This window comes from Paracoccus binzhouensis (genome assembly GCF_016446475.1).
GTDB classification, from domain to species: Bacteria; Pseudomonadota; Alphaproteobacteria; order Rhodobacterales; family Rhodobacteraceae; genus Paracoccus; species Paracoccus binzhouensis.
On the sequence record NZ_JAEHFP010000002.1, the window covers coordinates 108527 to 127442 of the forward strand.

Genomic DNA, 18916 nt, shown 5'->3' on the forward strand with positions numbered 1-18916 from the left:
TCGCCGCTCAGCCGATCTTGCAGCCCCAGAGGGACGTGTGGTCGGCGGCGACATAGCCGTCAGCAGTGCGGAACGAGGCCTGCAGCTCGACCGTGTCGCCCGCGGCGAGTGGGGTCATGGTCTGCAGCCAGAGCGCGGTGGCGAGGCTGACATGGGCGGCGTTGCCCGCCTCGCCGAAGGAGCCGCGAACCTCCGCGGTCCCGTTCAGCACCAGCCGCCCGCGCAGGCGCGCCGTGGTCGCGCTGTTGACCTTGTAGAGCAGCGTCGCCCCGAAGAGGTAGGTGCCGTCGACCGGGGCGACGAAGTGGTTGTTCGCGGCGTCGAAGGTCCCCTGATCGTTGTAGTCGGTATTGTTGAGGCCGATCTTGGTCCAGGTGCCGACGCCGACATAGTTGTCGTAGTTGGTGTAGGCCTTGAAGCGCGGGAGCCGGGGCTGGTCGACGATGCCGGTGGTGTTGTCCACGCTGAGCCCGTCGAAGAAGTTGCTGCCGTCGGCGGAGACCGCGAGGCGGAAGCGGTCCGAACCGAACAGCCCCACCAGCGCCTTGGTGACGAAGCCGGTCTGCAGCGTCAGCCCGAGATCGTCGCCCTCGGCCTCCTTGTTCATGGTGTAGAACAGATCGCCGGTCCCGCCCTCGGCCACGGTCTTCGCCGTCCAGAGCGCCGCGTTCAGCTTGGCCGAGAACGGGTTCGACGCATCCGCTGTGGTGCCGAGCCCGAGCAGCGCCATGTTCTGCAGCGCTACTGGTGTAGTCCCGATCCAGCCCGCGCCATCGTAGACGAGCAGCAGCCCCTCGTCCTCGACCCACGCGCGCCAGCCAGTGCGCGGCGGAAGTCGCAGCCAGGCGCCGTCGGTCCAGAGCGCGACGTTCAGGTCCCAGCCCGCCCAGTCGCCCGTCGCGCCCGAGGCTACAATGTAGCGGTCGCCATCGGCGGGAGAACCGGGCGGTGCCGTCAGATCCCGGTCGAGGACCGAGAGCTGGACGAGCCCGTCGAGGATCCGCAGCGCTTCGTTGTGCGTGACGTGCTTCTGGGCCTGGGCCGCGAGGATGTAGGGCAGCAGGAGATGGGTCGTGGCGTCGGACATGGGCGGTCTCCAGAACGAAGAACGCCGCCTGCATGGCAGGCGGCGGATAATGGCGCGGCGATCGGCGGTGGCGGGCTACCCGCGTTCGGGCGTCTCCGCTGGAATGGCCGAGAGAACCGGATCGGGCTTCGGCGCGTCCCACTTTGCGGTCATCGCGGCCCAGCGATCGATCTCGGCCCGGAAGGCCGGATCGTCGATCCGCAGATGAAAGGTGTAGAGGCGATCCACGATCTCGCGCATCAACGCGCGCATCTCGTCGTCATTGATCCGCGAGACCTCGGACCAGGGTATGCGTCGGCCCACGGCGTCCTCCACGATGACGTCGCTGCCATCACCCGTGTGCGAAACGGGCGTGAGGCCGGCATGCAGGGTCTCGAGCTGCGTGTTTCGCACGCAGGCAACGGCCATCACTCTGGCAAGCTTGGCGGCAATCCGGTCTTCGTCCTCGGGGCGCATGGCCCGAGCCTACGACGCCGATCGCGCATAGTGCCAGAACTGATTGCGCTACCTCAGAAGCTCAGCGTTACAGCCTTGGGCGCACCCCGCCCGACAAGGGCGGAGAGCTGATGGATGCGGATGTCGAGCGTGTCGCCGGGGGCGAGTAGCTCGCCCCAGTCTGCGGTCTGCTGGGCGGCGGTGTAGACAGCGCTGGTGATCGTGCTGCCGAGCACACGGTTCACGGTGGCGCCGTCGAGGATCTCGACCTCGTAGGCTTCGAGCTCCTCGGTCAGCGGCACCTCAAGCCCGCCCCAGCTGTCGGCGGCCAGTCCGCGGGACCGGCGTATCCAACGGATCGTCAGATCGCCGGACGTGCGGGGCTTGCGCCACGGCTGCTCGACATGGACGACGGAGAACGGCCGCAGCCCGATGCCCGACGGCGTGAAGGTCTGCGCGACATAGGTCTCGTCGCTGACTGGACGGCTCGCGGGGCCAATGCGCCAGTTCCACGGGATACCAAGGTCGGCCTCGGCGATCGGTAGCGACGCCAGCGCAGTGTCCAGCACCACGACCCGCGCGCCCGCAGGCGCCGGATTGCCCATGGCAACCTCGGTGCCGCGCTGGCCGCGCAGGAGCCGGGTGAGCCGATACCGACCCGGCGCCAGCAGTTCGGCCGCGCCCGCCTGCACGATCTCCCAGACGTCGGGCGCACTCTCGATGGCGAGCGCATTGGCGCCGCCGAACAGCGTCAGGTCGGTGACGCTTTCCAGCGTGCCGGTCAACAGGTCGACGACCAGCGTATTGCCGAGATCAAAGCGCGAGGTGGGGCCCGCGTAGAGGTCCGAGACCAGTGTCCCGATCCGGGCGCGACTGCCGAACGTGGTCAGCAACTCGAAGCCATCCGTGGAAGGGCTGCGGAACACCGCCATCTCGCCGGGCCAGGGAACCGCGTGCGCCGCAATGAGGGGCCGATGCGCGGGCTGGTCCTCGGTCAGTTGCGGCAGGTCCATCAGCACCGCCTCCGGCGTGCCGAACACGACCGCCCGCGTCAGCGAGGCCGCGCGGGGATCGCCGGGCGGCAGATCGTAGGTCGCGCGGTCCTGGCGGACCGCCTCGATGCCGCGCGCCTCGGCGTCGGCGATCGAGACGAGCCGCAGATCGACCAGCCGCCCGTCATGCTCCAGCCGGATCGCGTCGGCCGGATCGAGCGCGAGCCGCGAGGGCGGCAGACGGAACGCCGCCGTCTCGCGGCCCACCCACGCCTCCATCAGCGCGCGGCGGCAGCGGCGTTCGGCTTCCTCGGGCGGCACGGCCATCGGGAAGGACTCGGACGCGATCCGGGTCGTGTCCACGGTGATCCGTCGCGCCTCGACGAGGGCCGCGTCGTAGTCCTCGTCGGCGCGGGCGACCTGCCATTTCAGCGCCTGCGGCAGCTCGGTCTCCTGGCCCCGCGTCAGCTCCAGCACGTCGCCCTCGCGGGGGGCGACCAGATCGTCGGGCTCGAGGGTGACGACCGACGCCCGGCCGCGCATGATGAAGCGGATCACGCCCTCGGTCTCCACCGCGTCGAACCCGAAATGCCGCGACAGCGTCGTGATCGAGGCGCGCGGGCTTTCGAGCGCCGTGATGGCGTAGCCTTCCACCGCGCCCCAGAGGCCAGAAACGTCGATCCGGGACTCGGATAGCCCGGCGCGCAGACAGAGATGGCGGACCAGTGCGGCCAGCGACACCGCGCCGAGCCGCCCCGTCAGCCAATGGCCTAGCCGCCAGTTCTGCCCGTCCGTCCAGACGTCGGTCAGCGCCGGAAAGAACGGATAGGGCCGCGCGTCCCAGGTCCAGGCGGCGCATTCGGGGACCTGCACCATCCGGCCGCCGTAGACTGAGGAAACAGGGTTGTTCGCCGCGGTGCCCCACCAGAGATACGTCGCCTCGAGATAGGCGCGCTGGATGGCGTCGTCGCGCCAGCCCCGCGAGAAATGCGGCGTGAAGCTCTCGGACGACTTCGGGTCGAAGAAGACGTTCGGCTGGTTCGTGCCCCGGTCGATGGCGGGACAGCCGAGCTCGGTGAACCAGACGGGTTTCGACTGCGGCGCCCATGCCGTCGGCGTCCCGCTCTCCACGCCGCCGGGACGGTTGTAGTGCGCGTTCGACCACCAGGCGCGCAAATCCTTGTAGCGGAAGACCCACGGCTTGCTGGCGGCGCCGTCCGTGATCGGCGTGCGCACTTGCACCGACCGGTCCGCCGCACTGGCATAGAACCAGTCGAAACCTTCGCCGCCCGCGATGTTCCCCTGCAGGTAGGCGCGGTCGTAGATCGCGGGCCAGCCCTCGGCCGCGTCGAGATGCTCGAAGCCGTCCCGCCAGTCGGAGAGCGGCATGTAATTGTCGATCCCGACGAAATCGATCTCCGGATCGGCCCAGAGCGAGTCGAGATGGAAGAACACGTCGCCGCTGCCATCGCCCGGCTGGTGCCCGAAATACTCCGACCAGTCCGCCGCATAGCCGATCCTGGTGCTCGCTCCGAGGATCGAGCGGACATCCGCGAGCAGGTCCCGATAGGCCTGCACCGCCGGATAGGTGCTGGCGCCCGAGCGGATCGTCGTCAGCCCCGGCATCTCGGTCCCGATCAGGAAGGCATCGACCCCGCCCGCCGCCGCGCAGAGATGGGCGTAGTGCAGCACCATGCGGCGCAGGCCCCAGTCGCCGGGAGAGCCGGTCCACGAAACCGTTTGACCCGAGACGCTGAAGCTCGCGGGCGTGGCTGCGCCGAACAGCGCCGCGACCTGGCTTGCCGCCGTGGCGGTCTTGTCCACGGTCCCGGCGTAGCCCGCCGCGGGCGAACAGGTGATCCGGCCGCGCCAGGGGAAGGCAGGCTGGCCCGTCTCTGCGGCGTTGTCCGAATACGGGTTCGGCAGGCTGTTGCCGGGCGGCACGTCCATCAGGATGAACGGGTAGAAGGTCACGCGCAGCCCGCGCGCCTTCATCTCCTGGACCGCCTGCACCACCGCGAAGTCGGACGGCGTGCCGCCATAGACCGGGCGATCCTCTGCATCCCGGCTGACGAGGAAGGCGCTGGCGCGGCTGACGCCGTTGACCGACCAGCTGGCGGGCGTGGTCGACTTGGCCGACACCTCGACGCCCGGCCGGACCTTGCAGGAGCCCGCGCGCAGATCGTCGCCGAACCAGGCGACGACGAGGCTGACGCTCTCGACCGCAGGGGCCATGGCCTGCAGCCGGTCCAGCGCCTCCTGCATGTCGGTGGAGTCGGCCAGCGCGTTCAGGTTCTCCGGCACCGTCGCGCCGCCATCGGTCTTGCGGATGGCCTGCGTGGCGTAGGTGAACTCGCCCGAGGCGGGGATCATGGTGACGGCGCGGGTCAGCCCCTCGGCGGTGTCGGGATCGGCGAGTGGCCGGAACACCTCGAAGGAGAGCTGCGGCAGGCGGTTGCCGTAGGTGGAGAGCGCCAGCTCCTCGAAGACGACATAAGCGGTGCCGCGATAGGCGGGTGTGCTGGCCGCGCCCATCCTGGCCGCGATGAACGGATCCGCCGTCTGCGCCTCGTCGCCCGGATACCAGCGCCATGTGACGCCGGAGAGGTCCATCGGCTTGCCGTCGGCCCAGATGCGGCCGATGCCGGTGATCGGCCCCTCGCAGAGCGCCACGGCGAAGCTGGCATAGTAGAGGTACTCGGTCGTCTTGACCTTGCCGCCCCCGCCGCCCTTGCCGCCGCCCTGCGTGGTGGTCCTGGTCTCCTCGCGGAAATCCGTCGCCCAGATGATGTTGCCGCCCATCCGCATCCGGCCATGGAGCCGCGGGATCACCGCGCCTTCGGTGGCCGAGGTGATGCGCAAGGTGTCGAGCCGCGCGCCCTCGATGCGCTGCGTCGGCGCCAGCGACGAGATGATCCAGCTGTCGACGACAGAGCCGATGCTGGAGCCGATGAACCCGCCGATGGTCGCGGCGCTGACCCCGAGGATCGCGCCGCCGATCGAACCGCCAATGGCGGCGCCGGCCGCGCCGAGAACGAGGGTGGCCATGTCGGGGGTCTCAGCGTTGCGGAAACAGGAAGGCGAAGGCGATGCGCCGCCGCCAGGATGGGGTGAGCGGCTCCTCGATCACGCCGAGCCGCTCGTAGGCATGGAGGAAGATGTCGGGCCCGGTCACGATCCCGACATGCTTTGCGATGGCGCGCGGCTTCATGCGGAACAGCACCAGCGCACCGGGGCCTGCCTCGGCGGGCGACACCTCGATCATCATCCGCCGCGCGCCTTCGGCCAGCACCTCGCGCGGACCGGTCTCGCCCCAGTCGCGGCTGTAGGCAGGGATCGGGAACGGCTCGGGGCCGACAACCTCGCGCCAGACGCCCCGCGCCAGCCCGAGGCAGTCGCAGCCGACGCCCCGCAGGCTGGCCTGGTCGTGGTAGGGCGTGCCGAGCCAGGACCGTGCGATGGCGATGACGCGGGTGGGATCGGCGGTGGTCACAGCACGGACCCCTCGTGCCCGCCATCCTTGGTGGCGTAGCGAAGCACGGCATCCTGGCCGGGGACGTGCGGGAAGCCGCGGAAGTTGACGGTGTTGGCGAACTTGGCGCCGCAGGTCTCGATGCGCTTGTCGCAGCCCGCACGGATGGTGAAGGCGTCGCCCTCGGCGATCGCGCGCACCGGCGCCTCGAGCAGGGTCAGCACGGCGATGCCGTCCGTCACGTCATGGCCGAGCACCTCGGTGCGCCGCCCGGCATTCGCGCCGCTCGTCCAGTCCAGCGTGCCGAAGGTGAACCAGCCGGAGGCGAAGCCGCCGAGGCCCGAGGCGGTGAAGGCACGGTCGCGCAGGAGATCGATGACCGCGCCCGTGCCCTTGAACGCCGGATCCTCCAGATCGACGCCGCAGCGCGCATCGCCGAGCGCGGCGTCGCAGGTCGCCTGGAAGGTCCGCCCGACCGTCTGGCCCAGCACATGGGCCAGCGAGCGGACTTCGGCGACGAAGGCCAGCCGCCCACGCCGGATCTGGCCGATGGCCCCGCGCCGCATCAGGACGCGCTGGCTCGTGTCGGCCCAGTTCACCCGCCAGACCTCGACCTCAGCATTGTCCCAGCGGCCATCGAGAATGTCGGTCTCGGTGATCCGGTCGGATGTCAGCACGCCCTCGGCGTCCTGCGCATCGACGGACAGGTCCGAGCCCGACCGCACTTCGGAGGCCGTGAGCCCGCTATCGGACTCGAAGTCGGTGCCGTCGAAGCTGAGTGTCCGGTCGTGGTCGGTGAAACCGAAGGCAACACCATCCGCGCGAGCGATCCGCCAGCACCAGGCGAGCGTCGTCGTGCCCTCGTCGAGATGGGCCTGCAGGGCGGGATCAAGGGTCTTCATCGGCGTAGTTCCAGCAGCGGAATGGAAGTGATCGAGCCGAGACGGTCGAGATCGAGCGTGACGTCGAGCACGTCGGTGTCGAAACGGACGGGCACGTCGAATTCGAAGCCCGCGGTGATGGCGACGCCGGAACCTGGCGCAGTACCGAAGGTGACGACGCCAATGGCGGTGTCGACCGACCAGCCGGAGGGCTGCTCGACCCCGCCGAGCGCAACGCGCACGGTGCCCGCCACCGGCTTGGCGATGGCGCGCGACCAGGATTGCGCCCCCGAGGCGTAGCGCTTGACCAGCTGGAAGGCGCTCGTCGTGCCGTCGCCGGTGCCGATCGCCTGGTCGGTCGGCGCTGGTGTGCCCGAAGGCAGACAGGACTTGTGATCGCCCCAGTCCTTGAAGCGGAAGCCGTGGAGGCGACCGTTCCGCGCCTCGAAGAAGGCGACGACGGCGGCGAGATCGTCCGCGCGGCGGATGCCGTAGGCCACGTCGTAGCGGCGGCGCGAGTTCGCCCAGCTGGCGTTGCGCTCTTCGTCGCCCGAGGCGAGCTCGACGATCTGGGTGCGCCGCTCCGGCCCGCCCCGCGCGCCGCGGCTGATGTTGTCCGGAAACCGGACCTCGTGGAACGCCATGGTTCAAAGCCCCCTGCGCCCGAGCGAAACGGCGCGAGCGATGTCGGCGGCAACCTGCGTGCGGGATTGCCGGAAGCTCTCGGCGTCGCGCGCCATGATGGTGACGTTGACGCCGCCGCCGGCGCCGTAGGCCTGCGCCTCGCGCCGCGACAGCACCCGTTCGCCGCGTTGCAGGATCGCGGGCACCTCGTCATGGCGAAGTCCGGCCATCCCGCCAGAATGCATCCGGGGCGCGGCGGCGAAGGCCATGGCCGGGACCATGCGGGACGGCCCGGCCGATCCGACCATCCCGCCCGCATGCAGGACGTTGGCGAAGATGCCGCCCGCACCGGAGAACACGCCGGAGAGTGCATTGGCGATCGGCCCGAGGATGAACCGCCGCGCCGCGAGCTGGGCGAGATCGGCCAGCAGCGAGGTGACCAGATCGCGGAAGTTCAGCTTGCCGGTCTTCACGAACTCCCCGACCGCGTTCTCGGCCGACTGGAAAGCGCCGACGAGGCTCTGGCCAATGTCGCCACCGATGTCGCGGGCCTTGCTGGCGTAATCCGACAGCGCGGCGGTGACGGCCTGCCAGCCGGTGACGGCAGCCTCTGTCGCGGGCTCCGCCGCAGCGGCGGCAGCCCCGGCCGCCGCACCGGCACCCGTCGCGGCGCGCCCGGCTTCACCAAGCGCCGTCTCCAGCCGTTCGGCCGCGCCGGTGGCCTCGGTCAGCGCATCGGCACTGGCCTCGTCGGTGCCGCGCACCGCATCGCGCAGGGCCTGCCAGCTTTCCAGTGGCGCGCGGGCTCCTTCGGCGAGATCGCGCGCCGCGCCAATGTAGAGGTTCGCAGACTCGAGCGCCCTGTTCGCCGCATCGGTCAGACCGAGATCGGGCGCGGTCAGCGGGTTGTCCTCGAAGGCCCTGTCGAACGCCGCCTGCGCCGCCGTCGTGGCAGCACTGGCCGCCCCTTCGAAGCGGTTCTCGATCTCGCCGAGATCGAGGTCGGGCACCAGCGTGATGCGGCGCTCCGACCCCAGCGCTTCCAGCCCCTGGTTGATGCCGCCAATGAAGCCGTTGATGCGCGAGACCACGCCGTTCAGCATCGCCTCGACGCCGTCGACCAGGCTGTTGGCCGCCTGGAACGCCAGATCGCCGATGGCAGCAGGCAGCAGGCCCCAGATCGCCTTGATCGCCTCGTAGGCGCCCTCGAACGTGTTCGCGGCGGTGTTGCCGAAGCCCACGACGCTTTCGATGGCGCTCTGCATGCCGGAGGCGGCGTCCGCCTTCAGGTCGAAGAACATCGCCGTGGCGGCTGCACCCGCCGCAGCGGCGCCCATGCGGATCCGCCCCCAGACCTCGACCGCGAGGTCCTTCAGTAGCGACATCGCCTCGCCAAAGCCGCCCGCGCCGGACACGAGGCGGGTGAACTGATAGACGAGCTCGCCCGCGCCGACGATCAGCGCGCCTATGCCGGTGCGGATCAGCGCCCCGCGCAGGACGACCAACGCCGTGGCGAGGCCCCGCACGGAGAGCGCCGCCGCAGCCATGCCGGCGACCCAGCGACCGGCGAGGAAAGCTGCGAAGGTGGCGGCATAGGTGGTCAGGCGGCCGATGTTGTCGAAGAGCCCGCGGATCGCGATGCCCAGCGGCCCGGTGCGGCTGGCGACCGCCGCCATCGCGTTGGCGACGGCTTCCAACGCCGGAGCCGCGGCAACGGCCAGCTGGTTCGACAGCCCGCGCCAGATCAGCCCGAGCCGGGAGATGGCATCGTTCGTCCGCTCGATCTGGTCGGCGTCCTGTTCGGAGACGACCACTCCGAACGCGAGGACGTCCTCGGTCGCCTGGCGCAGCGTCGCGGTGTCGATCCGCGACATGGCGATTGAGCCTTCTTCGCCGAAAAGCTGGCCCGCGACAGCCGCGCGTTCGGCGGCGGGCACGAAGCTCTCGATGGCGGCGTTGATCGCACCCACGCGCTGGTCCAGCGGCAGGGCGATCAGCTCGTTGGCGGAAAGGCCCAGCCGGTCGAGCGCGTCGGCGGCTGGACCGGTCCCGGCGGCCGCCTGGCTGAGACGGCGCGTCAGATCCTTGGTGGCCTGCTCGATGCCGGACATCGACACACCGGCCAGCTCGCCCGCGCGCTCCAGCGTCTGGATCGAGGCGACGGTGGTGCCGAGCGACTGGGCGAGCTTGGCCTGTGCATCGACCGTCTGCAGGCCGGACCGGATCATCGCCACGCCCGCGGCTGCAGCGGCTGCCACGGCGGCAGCGGCCGCGACCCGCACCCGCCGCGAGAAGGCCGCGAGCCGGGCGTTGGCCGCCTCCATCTCCCGGCTCAGCCGTCCGAAGCCGCGCGACCCGGCTTCGCCGACACCTTCCAGCTCGGCGCGCACCTGCCGTCCACCCACGGCCGCGAGGCGGACGCTGACTCTCTTCTCAGCCATGGGACTGTTCCATCTGTTCGTTGAGTTTGGCGACCATCACCGCCTCGATGACGGGCAGCAGTTCGGCCATGGCGAGCGGCGGCACGCCGAGCGCGTCACCGAGCGCCAGCGCGGCCGACATGTCCCAGCCGATCACCGCGCCCGGCAGCACGCGCAGCTGGCCACCGAGACGGCCGACCAGGTCCCAGACCTGCCAACCCTCCGGCGTTTCCGGACGGTTCAGCCGCGCCGGGCAGTCCGGGCAGGCTTGCGCGCTGGCTCCGCAGGGTTCGCAACCCTCGCAGTATCGCTCGCCCCCGCCGAAGGACCATTTGGCGAGAGCGCGGAGGCGTTTTTTTCCTGCTCCAGCAGCAGGCCCTTCGAGACGTAGGTCAACTGGAAGGCCTCGAAGATCGGCCAGACATCGAGAGCCGCGTCTATGGCCTCGGGACTGGGATCGATCGGCTTGCCGTCAGCATCGCCCACGCCCTCCCAGGCAATCACCGCGCGCCGCGCCAGCGCTTTGGCGAAGGCGACGGCGCGCTCCTCGTCGGAAGCCTCCTCGGGCACCGCCTCGACGGCGGGGTCGCTGCGCGTCGCGACCATCAGGGCGGTCGTCAGCGGGCGCAGTTGCACCCGGACGCCGGGGGCGAGGTCATGCCAGCGCGGCGCGTTGGTCAGGTCGAGCGTCAGCATCAATACGTCTCCACGTCATTCACGAGGGTGGCGGTGCACATCCGGCCGACCACGCTGTCGCGGGCGGCCTGCCAGTCGAAGGTCGCCTGCACGCCCTGCGGCCCGGAAATCTCGATCCGAGGGCGCGGCAGGTAGACGGCGTGCACGGTGAAGGTGAAGCTCTCGCCCGAGGGCAGGACGTAGGCGAATTCCATCTCGCAGGCCTCGCCGTTGATGGCCTGCGTCACCAGCGTCTGGTCGGCGAAGCGGACCTCGATCCGTCCGGTGAGCGCCGCGATGGACGGGTCGGCACCGTCGATGCGGCCGTCCGAGCGGATCGTCTCGATCCGGTCGAGGTTGTTGGCATAGGTGATCTCGGCCGAGACCACGTTGCCGAGGGCGGTGCCGTTCCGAGTGATCGCCCCGTTGAAATGGCCGAAACGCTTCAACTCCAGCGCGGCTGGCGTTCCGGCGCTAGTGGTCGTGCCAATCGTCTCGCCCTGCGCCACCAGCCGAGCCGTCGCCGTCAGCAGACCCGAGCGCTGCATCTGCCAGGTGATCTGGTCGAGCACGCAGCCCGAGTACATGGCATAGCGCGGCACCTCGGGCATGCCGGTCTCGATCGACATGCTGGGCAGCGTCCACGACCCCGACTGGAACTCGTGGCTGTACGGGGCCTCGACGCCCGTGGTCGTCGGCGCGCCGAACGCCGCCTTCAGCCAGAAGCCGAAGGCCTCCGCGTCGAGCGGCACCACGACGTCGCCGTCAGCCGTCACCGCGTCCTTGATCGGCGCCAGCGGATCGCGGCCGTACCCCAGCAGCTCCGAGTTCAGCAGCGGCTGCTCGGCGCCGAGCGAGGTGCTGGCGAAAGGCATGCGGGTGAAGCCGCTGGCAGGCGGCGTTCCATAGGTCGTCTCGAACGCAAGCGCCATCAGCGCCCGCGCCCCCTGGGCTCGTGCCATGGTGTTCTCCTCGGGTTGTCGGGGTCAGGCCAGCTGGTCGGCCGTGGAATAGTGCAGCACCACCGGGATCACGGCGGCCTTCAGGCTGGCCGCGCCCTCGACCGGCAGATCGACCGGGCGCGGGGCTTCGGCCTCGACCCAGTCGCAGAGGCCGCCCAGAGTGCGGTCGGCGGCGAGCGCAGCCCCGATACTGGCGCAGAGGGTGTCGAACGCAGCGTCACGGGTGGCGCCCTGCACAACCGCCTCGATCTCGGCCCGGTGCTGGTAGTGATAACGCAGCGGCGAGAGCGTCACCTCGGGCTCTCCCGGCTCGCCATCCCGCAGGATCAGCAGGCCATCGGCCGGCACGCGCTCGGGCAGCACCTCGCCGCGCAGGGCGGTCGCGGGCAGCGCCGAGAGCCGCGCGTGCAGCGCGGCGAGGATGGTTTCGCGGGGGGTCACGTGACAACTCGCGTCGTAGATCGAATTGACTGGGTCTTGTTCATTGCCAACCTCCAGAGACTGGGCACAGCTCTCTGAACGCCGGAGTCGTCAAAGCTTGCCGGGCTCTGTCGTCCGGTGTCTGATTGCACTGCGCCGGGAAGGCCCAAGGGGCCGTCGGGATACAGGAGAAGCTGAAAACCAGGATTCAAACGCCGCGGTTGCGTTGCGTTAGATTAGAAAAAATGTTCTTTTCCTCTGCAACCACGCTTCAGCAACATGCAGAAGTTTTATCCCGCCCCGGCGCCGCAACAGAAAGGACAGTATTGGATGATCGAGATTGCGTTACCCCTGATCGGAGGCCTTGTTCTCCTCGTTCTCGGTGGCGAGCTTCTCGTGCGCGGCGCCGTGCAGGTCGCGACCCGGTGCGGTGTCTCGCCGCTGGTCATAGGTCTGACTCTGGTTGGCTTCGGAACCTCCACCCCGGAGCTCGTGACGTCGGTGCAGGCCGCGTTGAGCGGGTCACCCGGCATTGCCTACGGCAACATTGTCGGGTCGAATATCGCCAACATTCTGCTCATCCTTGGCGCATCGGCCGTGCTGGCCCCCATCATTGTCTCGTCCGTCGCGCTGAAGCGCGACAGCGCCGTCATGGTCGCCGTTGCCGTCGTTTTCGCGGCGACGGCCGCTCTCATGCCTTTGGGTGTCCTCATCGGTGCAATTTTCGTCGCGGCGCTCGCAGTCTACGTGTTCATGGCCTTTCGGCAGGAGCGGCAATCTGCGTCTGGTGACCACGGAGCCGTCTACGACAAGACGATCGCTGCCCAGGAAGTGGACGCCGCCCTCGTTCCCGTGGAGAAGCCGGAGCGATCGGTCATTGTCTCGTTGCTTGTCGCGCTCGGTGGATTGGGCCTCGTGGTGCTCGGGGGCTATTTTCTGGTCGACGGCGCAGTCACGCTTGCGAGGTCTCTAGGCATCTCCGAAACAGTGATCGGCCTGACGATCGTGGCGGTCGGTACGTCCATGCCGGAATTGGTCACGTCGATCATGGCATCGATCCGCAAACAGGCCGATGTCGCTTTCGGCAATATCGTCGGCTCGAACATCTATAACATCCTTGGGATCGGCGGCATTACGGCCATGATCGCACCGACCGAGGTTCCCTTCCAGATTGTCCGCTTCGACAATCTGGTGATGATCGCGGCTTCCATACTGCTTGTCGTCTTTGCCTATACCGGCAGGCGTATCAGCCGAATGGAAGGTGGACTGATGATGCTGCTCTATGTCGGCTACGTCGCGTGGCTTTGGCCGTAGGCCACGGAACGGGGAGCGCGGTTTGACCATCGCATTCGCCAACCTTGGTTGTCCAACACGATCCGGAAACCTATCTCGATTGCAACAAACCTGAGGAGATATGCCCATGCAATGCCCAATCGATGGCTCTGAACTGGTGATGACGGATCGGCAGGGCGTCGAGATCGATTATTGCCCGAAATGCCGCGGCGTCTGGCTGGATCGCGGCGAGTTGGACAAGATCATTGAAAAGACAGCGCCGGCTGCACCGCAGCGTCCTCCTCAATCGGATCGCGGTGGTGAGTCAAGTTCCCGGTACGAGCCACGGCGCGACGACCGGAGTGATCACTACGACGAGCGCCCGAGAAAGAAGAAATCGCTGCTCGGCGAACTGTTCGATTTCTGATCAATCCAGCGGCGGCGTCGCTTTTTCCACTCACGGCGCTGGGTTTGCAGCATGGCGTCCGGGCTCGCCTCAACTTGTTATGTGCGCGCCTCCACCCAGTTCGCCACGATCAGCCCCGGCACGCCATCCAATACCCGGTCCGCGTCCCGCGCCAGATCCAGCCGCTTCGGCAGCTTCACCTGAGGCACCAGCAGGAAGATCGGCGCGGTGACCTTGCCGCGCCCGGTCTTGGAGCGCGACACAACGGCCTGGCCCTTCGTGTTCAGCCGTCCCTCCGCCACCAGCAGGCTCGGACCGGTGCGGCGATAGACGAAGCGCACGCGCAGGCCACGGCGGCGCTCCCATTCGCCGGGCGTGATCCTGCCGCCTCGGAGGGACTTGCCTGCGGCGGGCAGCGGGATGGCCAGCCAGAACCCGTTCTTCGAGCGGATCAACGGGCCGGTGTCGTGCGCGCCGACGATGACCGGGGCTTGGGACCAGACGAGCGCGGCGGCGTCGAGGCTCTCGCCCGACCTCGGGAAGTTCTGGCTCCGGATCGAGTTGGCCAGCCGTGTGCCGAGCCCCGCGCCAGTGATCTGCAACCGCCATGCGCTCTTCAGCCCGGACCCGGCCTCGCGCATGGCGGCGGTGACGGCGCGCTCCCCGGCCGCCACCTCCGCCGCCATCATCGCGACGATGTCGGGATCGATGTCGAGCTTCAGTTTCACGCGGGCCTCAGATCGACGGTCCAGACCAGCCGCTCGCGGTCGCGGGAGGGCTCGCCCTGGATGAGGAAGGCGTCCCCGTCGATCTCGATGCGGTCGCCGGGGCGCGGGGCTGGAACCTCGGTGACACGCAGGTCGATCCGCGTGGTCTCGGACCAGAGCCGCGCATCGCCGAAGTCCGATATGGCATCCGCGCGCCGGGCGACGACGCGCACCAGCACGGGCGCGCCGCCGTCGGCGATGTAGACCGCGTCCCGGCCGATGTTGGGATCGGCGAAGAGCGCGCCAACAGCGGCGGCGAAGGCGCTCATCAGAAGGCCGCGTTCAGGCGCACCCGGCCGATGGTGTCGCCCGCGCCGCTGGCCACCGCCTCGACGGCCACGCCGATGAGGGTGTTGTCGGTCGCGACCGTGGTGCAGCGCTTGTTGGTGTCGTCCCAATAGACCTTGGCGCCGACGGTCCAGGCCTGGGAGCCGACCTTGGTGATGTCGAAGATGCCGACGAGCGCGGTCTCGACGGGCTCGCCGAGGGCCGCCGCTCCGGAGGCGATGCCGAAGATGGAGCCGACGAGCAGGCCATCGCCGGAGGCGACGGCATAGGGCGCGGTCAGGGTGATGGTGTTGCCGGGCTGGACGTAGGTTTTCATGGGGGTGATCCTCGTGGAAAGACGAAGGGCGGCCCGTCAGGACCGCCCGCATGTCAGGGTTCGGGGATGGGTGCGTTACGCGCCCGGGTTCTTGTAGAGGCCGCGCCAGTCGATGGCCTTGGCGCCGAAATCGAGGCGGCACTTGATCTCGACGCCGTCGACGTCGAAGCCGTTGCGCGTCTCGATGTAGGCGCCCTGCTGACCCTCGAGATAGGCGTACTCGATGGTGTCGATCTGGTTCGGGCTGGCCGCCAGATACCAGGCGGTCTCGCTGGCGGCGTCGAGGCGCGGCTCGCTGATCGGCGCCAGTGTGCGGATCGACTGCGGCACCACGCTGGACGTCGCGGCGGGCACGAGGTTCTGGGCGACAAGCTGCTCGGCCTTCAGTTCCAGCGAGGCGGGCACGATCAGGAAGGCGGGGCGGACGTTCAGCACCGTCTTCTTGTCGAGGCCGGTCTGCTTCGCCATCGCCGCGCGCGCCGCACCGACGCTGCTCACATCGAGCGCCGCGCCGGTGCCCGCGAGGTTCTTGTGGGTGGTGTGGAACAGCGCGTTGCCGTCCGCCATCGCCGGGTTGGCGGTGATGATCCCCCAGACCACGTCCGACTCGAGCTGCGCGATGGAGTTGCCGTACATCGCCGGGATCCGGGTGAAGGCGTCGAGATCGTCGTTGATCAGCGTCTGGCGGGTGATCGCGACCACCCGGCCATAGGTCTTGACCTTGTAGCTCTCCTTGCTCTCGCCCAGCGTCCCGCGCTTGAACTCGCCGCTTTCGCCGACCTCGAGCAGCTGCGGCGCCTCGCCGAGCTGCACGCGGTGCATCGCCTTGAAGTCGGTCGCCAGCACCTGGCGGCAGAACAGCATGAAGGTGCGGGGATAGGCCTCGTAGGCCTGCCGCAGCGTCTTGTTGGTGACGGCCGACAGGATCTCGGGGAAGTCGGAGGTCGAGTGCAGGGCGCGCGTCGCAACCTCGTCGCGCGACAGGCCGCGCGTGTTGACCCCGGCATTGCCGAGGCTTTCGCGGGCCAGTTCCAGCAGCGTCATGCCGCGGTACTGGCGCGCAGCGTCCTCCAGCTGGAACAGCGTCGGGCTGTAGCGGTGCAGGAGCGCGTTCGCCACCGCGTCGCGGCGGGTGATGCGCTCGTCACGGCCGCCGAGCGGCACCGAAACGTGCGGGAAGGTTCGGGTCTCGTCCGACTTGGCGGCGACCTGGTCGAGGATCAGGCGGCGGGACTCGTCGACGCTGACGCCGCGTTTCACCAGATCCTCGGCGAAGCCGCGCTCGAGGTTCAGGCGGCCCGCCAGATCGTAGATGGTGGAGACGCGGTCGCGCTCGGCCTCGCGGGCGCGGGTGGCAACCGCTTCGGTGTCGGGCGCGGGCGTTGCCTGCGTCTTCGGCTGGCTGCGGGTCTCACTTGCGTGGACCTTCGGTTCGCTGGCGGCGACCTTCGGGTCGGGCGCAGCCGCTTTCGGCTCGGTCATGGCGGTGTCCTCGGTTTCGACCGGCTCGGTCGGCTGGGTGGTGGCGGGGGTTGCGGCGTCGCTCGCCGGGGTCTGGGTCTTGTCCGTCATCGGGATCGGTCCTTTCGTTGTGGAAGGGGCGTCCCGGCGGTGGAGGACGCAGTCGTGAAGGGGGTGCTGGGCGCGGAAACCGGCGGCGGGGTCGGCGCCGACCGCGACGGCGGAGACCTCGAAGGGCGTCCAGTCCACCGCGCGCCAGAGTTCGCGGGAGGCCTCGGGTTTCGAGACCTCGAAGCGGTGGACCTGGTAGCCGATCGATACGGCGCGGATGTGCCCGGCCTGGATGTCGCGCCAGATCGGCTCGACATCCGCACGCTCGCTGATCCGCACCAGCGCGATGCCGCGCCCGTTCTCGATCCGGGCGGAACCCGGCACGACCGAGCCGATCACCGCGTCGAGCGTGTCGAGCTCGTGCACCTTCAGGAACGGCGCGCCCGCGTTCAGCCGGTCGAGGCGGACATGGGCGGGATCGAGGCTCAGTTCCTCGTCATAGGGCTCGCCGAAGAAGGTGGCGCGGCGGACGCGGGCCCCGGCCGACCAGACCACCTCGACGGTGCGGCTGTCGGCATCGGCCGTGTTCGGCGCAAGCTCCGCCGACCGGCGCATGGCCGGCAGTTCGATCATCGTGTCCATGAGGTCAGTCCTGTTGGTCGGCCTGCGCCGGGTCATTGTTCGCGTCTGCGGCCGGTTCGTCGTCGGCAGGATCGTTGCTCTGCGCGCTGCCGGTTTTGGTGACGCGCCGCGGGTCGCTGTCGAGCACCAGCCCGAGCGCGTCGAGCTTGGCGTTGGTCGCGGCGATCTCGGCCAGCACCGCGTCGGGGTTCCGGCCCTGTTTCGCGATCACCTCGGCCAAGGTCATGGTGCCCGAGCGGATCGACAGGAGGTTCGCCATCGCGTCCTTCTGCGGGTCGACCGCCTCGAACTTCGGCGGCGACCATTCGACCGGCACGATGGGCGACGGGATCTGCCCCGCCGCCCATGCGGCCTCGGTGAACCAGCGCCAGACCGGGGCGCAGAACATCGGGATGAACAGCTGCCACTGCACGGCGTCGATCTGGCGGCGGAACTCCACGAGCCCCGCCCGGATCGAGGAATAGTTCACCTGGCTGAGGTCCCCGGTCAGCAGCTCGTAGGGCACCCGGAACCCGGCCGAGATCGTGTGCAGGCTCGCCCGCTTGTATTCGCCGTAGCCGCCGGTGGCCGAGGGCTGGTTGAAGCGGATGTCCTTGCCGCCCCGCGCATAGGCGATCAGCCCCGGCTCGAACTGTTCCACCCGATTGCCGTCGGCATCGACCACGGAGGGCGCGATGCCCTGCTGCGCCTCGTCGTCGCCAAAGACGATGGCGGTGACGCAGGCCTCGGTCTTCTTGCGGACCAGTTCGGCCACCTCGTAATCGTCGAGATCGCGCAAGGACCGGATCACCGGCGCGCCCCAGGGAACGCCGCGCGCCTGCGTCCTTTGCTTCTCGTAGACATGGGCGATCTCGCTCGCCGGGATCGGGCGGCTCTGCAGGCCGTTCTGCAAGGCGCCATAGGCGTCGCCCGGGTGCTCCGCGTGGAGCCAGTAGGCCCGGCGTTTGCCGACCGGGTCGAACTCGATCCCCTGCACCAGCCGCCCTGCGCCGAGGACGCCGGACTTGGTCGCGTCGAGGAAGTCGGCCTCGAGCACCTGCAATTGCAGCGGCACCGGCAGACCGTCGCTCGCACGCCGCAGGCGGCGGCGCACCAGCACCTCGCCCGCCTCGACCATCTCGCGGCAGATCAGCGTCTGCAGGCCGTAGAAGTCGAGCTGGCCATCGGCGTCGCAGTCCGCCGTCCAGCGTTCGAAGAGCGCGTCGACCTTGCGGTCGAGCGTGTCGTCTCCGCTCGCGGCGCGGGGCATGATGCCCGCGCCGATGATGTTGTTGACCAGCACCGCCACGGCCTTGGCCGCATGCGGGTTGTTGCGCACCAGGTCTCGCATCCGGTCGCGCAGCAGCGCCCCGGCGACGCCGATCTCGGTGTCGGCCGAGGATCCGGGCGCGCGCCAGCCCTCGGTGCGCCGCCCGCGTGCGGCGCCATCGTAACCGCGCGTCAGGGTCTCGAACGCCTGGCGCGCCATCACGCGGCGCGCGGCCATGCGCGGCGCCACCGTGGCGATGGCGTGATCGAACCAGGTCGCCGACATCAGCGATCCCCGCGCGAGAAGCCCGCCAGCCCGGCCACCGGCAATGGCCGCGTGCTGCCCGCGATGGCGCGCTCGATGGTGCGGATGCGCGCCAACAGATCCTCGGCCGAGCCGTAATCCACCGACTTGCCGTCATAGCTGACCCGGGTCGTGCCGCTGGCATAGGCGCGGCGCAGCGCAGAAAGTTCGGTTTCCGTCCAATCCGTCATGT

General features: G+C 69.3%; 19 protein-coding genes. 2 read left to right on the forward strand and 17 right to left on the reverse strand.

Features of this window, described 5'->3' with window-relative positions; genetic code table 11:
* Positions 1-7: 7 nt before the first annotated feature.
* The 11 genes from I9P22_RS01595 to I9P22_RS01645 form a co-directional block, all read right to left on the reverse strand.
* Positions 8-1087 (reverse strand): DUF2793 domain-containing protein, encoded by a 1080-nt coding sequence (locus I9P22_RS01595; RefSeq protein WP_199257654.1) that lies wholly within the window; start codon positions 1085-1087, stop codon positions 8-10.
* 75 nt (positions 1088-1162) lie between these two features.
* Positions 1163-1543 (reverse strand): hypothetical protein, encoded by a 381-nt coding sequence (locus I9P22_RS01600; RefSeq protein ID WP_199257655.1) that lies wholly within the window; start codon positions 1541-1543, stop codon positions 1163-1165.
* A gap of 53 nt (positions 1544-1596) precedes the next feature.
* Positions 1597-5562 carry a baseplate multidomain protein megatron gene (locus I9P22_RS01605; RefSeq protein WP_199257656.1) on the reverse strand — a complete coding sequence of 1322 codons (3966 nt, stop codon included), beginning with the start codon at positions 5560-5562 and terminating at the stop codon, positions 1597-1599.
* Positions 5563-5572: 10 nt separating this feature from the next.
* Entirely contained in the window at positions 5573-6007 is a 435-nt protein-coding gene (locus I9P22_RS01610; protein WP_199257657.1) for an NlpC/P60 family protein, read from the reverse strand.
* Complete coding sequence (locus I9P22_RS01615; protein ID WP_199257658.1) at positions 6004-6888, reverse strand: DUF2163 domain-containing protein; 885 nt, start codon at positions 6886-6888, stop codon at positions 6004-6006. The genes I9P22_RS01610 and I9P22_RS01615 overlap by 4 nt, the downstream gene beginning before the upstream one ends.
* Positions 6885-7511: a DUF2460 domain-containing protein gene (locus tag I9P22_RS01620; RefSeq protein ID WP_199257659.1), complete on the reverse strand. Its 627-nt coding sequence runs from the start codon at positions 7509-7511 to the stop codon at positions 6885-6887. Before I9P22_RS01620 ends, I9P22_RS01615 begins: the two co-directional genes overlap by 4 nt.
* A gap of 3 nt (positions 7512-7514) precedes the next feature.
* Entirely contained in the window at positions 7515-9932 is a 2418-nt protein-coding gene (locus I9P22_RS01625; RefSeq protein ID WP_199257660.1) for a phage tail tape measure C-terminal domain-containing protein, read from the reverse strand.
* Positions 9925-10083, reverse strand: coding sequence for a DUF7697 family protein (locus I9P22_RS01630; RefSeq protein WP_233253142.1), 159 nt, complete (start codon positions 10081-10083; stop codon positions 9925-9927). The genes I9P22_RS01625 and I9P22_RS01630 overlap by 8 nt, the downstream gene beginning before the upstream one ends.
* 68 nt (positions 10084-10151) lie before the next feature.
* Positions 10152-10607, reverse strand: a complete 456-nt coding sequence (locus tag I9P22_RS01635; RefSeq protein ID WP_199257661.1) for a hypothetical protein — start codon at positions 10605-10607, stop codon at positions 10152-10154.
* Positions 10607-11548: a phage tail tube protein gene (locus I9P22_RS01640; RefSeq protein WP_199257662.1), complete on the reverse strand. Its 942-nt coding sequence runs from the start codon at positions 11546-11548 to the stop codon at positions 10607-10609. The genes I9P22_RS01635 and I9P22_RS01640 overlap by 1 nt, the downstream gene beginning before the upstream one ends.
* 24 nt (positions 11549-11572) lie before the next feature.
* A complete protein-coding gene (locus tag I9P22_RS01645) occupies positions 11573-11989 on the reverse strand; it encodes an acyl-CoA transferase (protein ID WP_199257663.1) in 417 nt (138 codons plus the stop codon).
* A gap of 309 nt (positions 11990-12298) precedes the next feature.
* On the opposite strand from I9P22_RS01645, the gene I9P22_RS01650 reads away from it, so the two are divergent.
* On the forward strand, positions 12299-13282 hold the full coding sequence (locus I9P22_RS01650; RefSeq protein WP_199257664.1) for a calcium/sodium antiporter: 984 nt from the start codon (positions 12299-12301) through the stop codon (positions 13280-13282).
* Between the two features lie 106 nt (positions 13283-13388).
* The gene (locus tag I9P22_RS01655) at positions 13389-13667 is read left to right on the forward strand and encodes a TFIIB-type zinc ribbon-containing protein (protein ID WP_199257665.1); all 279 of its coding nucleotides are present in this window, start codon (positions 13389-13391) and stop codon (positions 13665-13667) included.
* 77 nt (positions 13668-13744) lie between these two features.
* Here the strand turns inward: I9P22_RS01655 and I9P22_RS01660 are convergent, their stop codons facing one another.
* From I9P22_RS01660 to I9P22_RS01685, 6 genes are all read right to left on the reverse strand, one after another.
* Positions 13745-14374 carry a DUF6441 family protein gene (locus I9P22_RS01660; RefSeq protein WP_199257666.1) on the reverse strand — a complete coding sequence of 210 codons (630 nt, stop codon included), beginning with the start codon at positions 14372-14374 and terminating at the stop codon, positions 13745-13747.
* Positions 14371-14682 (reverse strand): head-tail joining protein, encoded by a 312-nt coding sequence (locus tag I9P22_RS01665; protein WP_199257667.1) that lies wholly within the window; start codon positions 14680-14682, stop codon positions 14371-14373. Before I9P22_RS01665 ends, I9P22_RS01660 begins: the two co-directional genes overlap by 4 nt.
* A complete protein-coding gene (locus I9P22_RS01670) occupies positions 14682-15017 on the reverse strand; it encodes a DUF2190 family protein (RefSeq protein WP_199257668.1) in 336 nt (111 codons plus the stop codon). The genes I9P22_RS01665 and I9P22_RS01670 overlap by 1 nt, the downstream gene beginning before the upstream one ends.
* A 75-nt stretch (positions 15018-15092) precedes the next feature.
* Positions 15093-17171 (reverse strand): prohead protease/major capsid protein fusion protein, encoded by a 2079-nt coding sequence (locus I9P22_RS01675; RefSeq protein ID WP_199257669.1) that lies wholly within the window; start codon positions 17169-17171, stop codon positions 15093-15095.
* A 4-nt stretch (positions 17172-17175) separates the two neighbouring features.
* Positions 17176-18705, reverse strand: a complete 1530-nt coding sequence (locus tag I9P22_RS01680) for a phage portal protein (protein ID WP_199257670.1) — start codon at positions 18703-18705, stop codon at positions 17176-17178.
* Positions 18705-18914, reverse strand: a complete 210-nt coding sequence (locus tag I9P22_RS01685) for a phage head-tail joining protein (RefSeq protein ID WP_135451139.1) — start codon at positions 18912-18914, stop codon at positions 18705-18707. The genes I9P22_RS01680 and I9P22_RS01685 overlap by 1 nt, the downstream gene beginning before the upstream one ends.
* Positions 18915-18916: the final 2 nt, after the last annotated feature.